1 protein-coding gene is annotated in these 4,391 nt (G+C 75.1%); it reads right to left on the bottom strand.

The genetic code is table 11. The features are described from left to right. On the bottom strand, positions 1-4,391 hold a 4,391-nt coding region (locus tag ACH47Z_RS46915), incomplete at both ends, for an SDR family NAD(P)-dependent oxidoreductase (RefSeq protein WP_399086701.1).

Genomic DNA, 4,391 nt, shown 5'->3' on the forward strand with positions numbered 1-4,391 from the left:
AGGCCGTTGGAGGCGCCGTCCTGGTTGACCGCGCTGGACCGCACCACGGCGAGGACCTCGTGCCCGTTGCGCCGGGCGTCCGAGAGGCGCTCCAGGACGACCACACCGGCACCCTCGGACCAGCTGGTCCCGTCGGCCGCCTCGGCGAACGCCTTGACGCGGCCGTCGGGCGCCAGCCCGCCCTGCTTGCTGAACTCGGTGAACCCGACGGGGCTCACGAGGACGTTCACCCCGCCGGCCAGAGCGAGCGAGCACTCGCCCGACCGCAGGGCCTGACCGGCCCAGTGCATGGCCACCAACGACGACGAGCACGCCGTGTCCACCGTCACCGCCGGGCCCTCCAGGCCCAGGATGTAGGCGAGCCGGCCGGAGATGACGGACAGCAGGCCGCTGGTCATCCGGTGGCTGTCGGTCTCGGGGAGGTCGTCGATGGCTTCCAGGTAGCCCGAGGAGGCCGCGCCGACGAAGACACCGGTGGCCGAGCCGGCGAGCGTCGCCGGGTCGATCCCGGCGTGCTCCAGCGACTCCCAGGCCACCTCCAGCAGCAGCCGCTGCTGCGGGTCCATCGCCAGTGCCTCGCGCGGGGATATCCCGAAGAAGCCGGCGTCGAACTCCGTCGCGGAGTCGACGAAGCCGCCCTCGTGGGTGACCGAGGCACCCGGCCGGTAGCCCGCCGGGTCGTACAGCGCCTCCAGGTCCCAGCCGCGGTCGTCCGGGAAGGGCGTCATCGCGTCCGTGCCGGTGGCGACCAGGTCCCACAGGCCGTCGGCGCTGGTCACACCGCCCGGGTAGCGGCAGGCCATGCCGACCACGACGATCGGGTCGTCGTCGGTCGCCCGTACCAGCGCCGGCAGGTCCTGCTGCGGCTCGGTGGTCTCGCCGAACCGCTCGGCGAGGTATCCGGCCAGCCGGGCCGCGCTCGGGTAGTCGAAGACCAGGGTGGCGGGCAGGTTCGTGACGGTCGCGGTCTGGAGCCGGTTGCGCAGCTCCACCGCGGTCAGCGAATCGAAGCCGATCTCGCGGAACGCCTGCCCGGGTTCGATCTCGTCGCCGCCGGTGTGGCCGAGGACGGCGGCGGCGTGCTCGCGGACCAGGGTGGTCAGGTACGCGCGCCGCTCGGCCGCTGGCATGGCCGCCATCCGGCCGGCGAACCCGCCGGCGTCGGATTCGGTCAGCTCGGCGGCGGCCGGGGCCGCCTCCGGGAGCAGGGCGAACAGGCGGCTGGGGCGAGCCAGGGTGAACGCGGGGACGAACTTCGTCCAGTCCATGTCGGAGACCGTGATGGTGGTCTCGTCCTGTTCCAGGACGCGCTGCATGGCGGCGACGGCGAGGTCGGGCTGCATGGTGCGCACGCCCATCCGCCGCAGGTAGTCCACGAAGGAGGCGTCGATGTCGGTCATGCCCGGCGCGGCCCAGCCGCCCCAGGCGATCGAGGTGGCGGTCCGGCCCCGCGCCCGCCGCCACTCGGCCAGGCTGTCCAGGAAGGCGTTGCCCGCCGCGTAACCGCCCTGGCCGCTGCCGCCCCATGAGGCGGCGCCCGAGGAGAACAGGACGAACGCGTCCAGCTCCATGCCCTCGGTCAGCTCGTCCAGCAGCAGCGCGCCCTCGGCCTTGACCCGCAGCTCGCCCGCCAGCTGTTCGGCCGTCAGGGACTCCACCGGCGCCAGGTCGCTGCCGATGCCGGCGGCGTGCATCACCGTGCGCAGCGGCAGGTCGTCCGGTATCGCGGCGACCACGGCCGCCATCGCCTCGCGGTCGGCGACGTCGCAGGCGTGCACGCTCACCCGCGCGCCGGCCTGCTCCAGCCCGGCCCGCAGCTCGGCCGCGCCCGGTGCGTACGGGCCGCGGCGCGACAGCAGCACCACGTGCTCGGCGCCGCGGTCGACCAGCCAGCGGGCCACGTACGCCCCGATGCCGCCGGTGCCGCCGGTGACCAGGGCGGTCCCGCTGGTCCGCCAGGGCTCGCCGGTGCCGCGGACCGGAGCGCGCACCAGCCGGCGGGCCACGACGCCCGAGGCGCGCACCGCGAGCTGGTCCTCGCCGTGGGCCGCGGACAGCGCGCCGCCCAGGCGCGCCGCGGCGGCGGAGTCGAACTCCGCGGGCAGGTCGGCGATACCGCCCCACAGGCCGGGCAGCTCCAGGGCCGCGACGCGGCCGAGGCCCCAGATGGCGCCCTGCCACATGCCGCCGACGGGCTCGCCCGGCCTGGCGGCCACCGCGGCGCGGGTGAGCACCCACAGCGGCGCGGTCTGCCCGGACGCGCGCAGCGTCTGGACCAGGCGGAGGGTGGCCACCGGGCCGTCCTCGCCGGTGGGCGGCAGCCAGACGACACCGTCGCAGCGGGTTTCGGCGAGCCGCTCGGCGGTGGCGTCGGCCAGTTCGACGACGGCCGTGTCCGGGCCGAGCGCGTCGGCGACACCGGTGGCCCACGGGTCGTCGGCGGAGTCCACGACGGCCAGCCAGCGGCCGGCCGACGGGCCCTGGCGCAGGCCGTCGACCGGGACCCAGGACTGGCGGTACGTCCAGTCGTCGGCGGCCGCTTCCCGCAGGCGGCGCTCGCGCCAGTCCAGCAGGGCGGGGACGACCTCGGAGACGACCTCGTCGTCGACGCCCAGCGACTGGGCCAGCCGCCCGCCCTCGACGGACTCCCAGAACAGGGCGTCCACCGGGTCGCGGCCCGCCGTCGGCTCGGGGAGCGCGTTCCAGAACCGGCGGTGCTGGAAGGCGTACGTGGGCAGCTCGACGCGGCGCGGCGACAGGCCCGCGAACACGCCGTCCCACACGATGGGCACGCCGTGCACGAACAGCTGGGCCGCGGAGGCCAGCATCCGGGCCGGGCCGCCCTCGTTGCGGCGCAGCGTCCCGGTGACCGCCGCCTCGGCGGCCAGGTCGGGGTAGTGCGTGTCGAGGATCTCCTGGACCGGCACGGTCAGGACCGGGTGCGGGCTGGCCTCGACGAAGGCGCCGAAGCCCGCCTCCGCCAGCACGCGGGTGGTCTGCTCGAACAGCACCGGCGAGCGCAGGTTGCGGTACCAGTACTCGGCGTCCAGCGTGGCGGTGTCGACGAGGGCGGCGTCGACGGTCGAGTACATGGGGATGGAGCCGGCCCGGGGCCGCACGAAGGACAGCTCCTCAAGGAGCCGCTCCCGCAGGGGCTCGAGGGCGGCCGAGTGGGACGCTGCCATGCCGAGGATGCGGGCCGGGACCTCGGCGGCCTCGCACTCGGCGAGGTACGCCTGGACGTCCTCCACGCTGCCGGAGACGGTCACGGCGGAGGGGGAGCTGACGCCGGCGATGGACAGCTCGGTGTACTTGGCGATCTGCTCCTCGACGGCGGCCTGCCCCAGCTTGACGGAGGCGATGGCGCCCGTGCCGAGGAGGACGTTCTCGAAGATGTTGCCGCGCACCAGGACCACGCGGTAGGCGTCCGTGAGGGACAGCGCGCCGGCCACGTGTGCCGCGGCGACCTCGCCCTGGGAGTGCCCGACGACGGCGGCGGGCTCGACACCCATGGCCCGCCACACCTCGGCGAGCGCCACCATCATCGTGAAGAAGACCGGGTGGTAGACGTCGACGCGCTTCAGCAGCTCCGCCGACTTCTCGGGCTCCCGCAACACCTCCAGCAGCGACCAGTCGACGAGGGGTTCCAGCGCCTTGGCGCACTCCTCGACCTTCGCGGCGAAGACGGGCGAGGTGGCGAGCAGTTCCTTGGCCATGCCCTGCCACTGCGAGCCCTGGCCGGGGAAGACGAACACCGCGCGGCCGCCGGAGCGGGCGGCGCCGGCGACGACGTTGGCGGCCGGTTCCCCGGCGGCGAGCGCGGCCAGCCCGGCCGTCAGCTCGTCCCGATCGGCGCCGACCACGACGGCGCGGTGTTCGAACAGGGCGCGGGAGCGCAGGAGCGACCAGCCGATGTCGGCGGGGTCGAGCTCCGGGTCGTCCCGCACGCGCTCCAGCAGGCGTCCCGCCTGCCCGGCCAGTGCCTTGGCGGTACGGCCCGACAGGGCCCACGCCATGGTGGTGCGCGGTGCGAACAGGCCGGGGCCGTCGGCCTCGGGCCGCTCCTCGACGGGGGGCTCGGCCGCGGGGGCGGACTCCACGATCAGGTGCGCGTTGGTGCCGGACACCCCGAACGAGGAAATGCCCGCGCGGCGCGGGCGTCCGGTCTCGGGCCAGGGCTGCTCCTCGGTCAGCAGCCGCACCTGGCCCGCGGTCCAGTCCACGTGGGAGGTGGGCTGGTCGGCGTGGAGGGTGGGGGGCAGCACGCCGTGGCGCATCGCCTGCACCATCTTGATCACACCGGCGACACCGGCGGCAGCCTGCGTGTGACCGATGTTGGACTTGATCGAGCCCAGCCACAGCGGCCGGTCCTCGGGGCGGCCCTGGCCGTA

It is taken from the genome of Streptomyces sp. NPDC020192 (genome assembly GCF_044388685.1).
Lineage (GTDB): Bacteria > Actinomycetota > Actinomycetes > Streptomycetales > Streptomycetaceae > Streptomyces.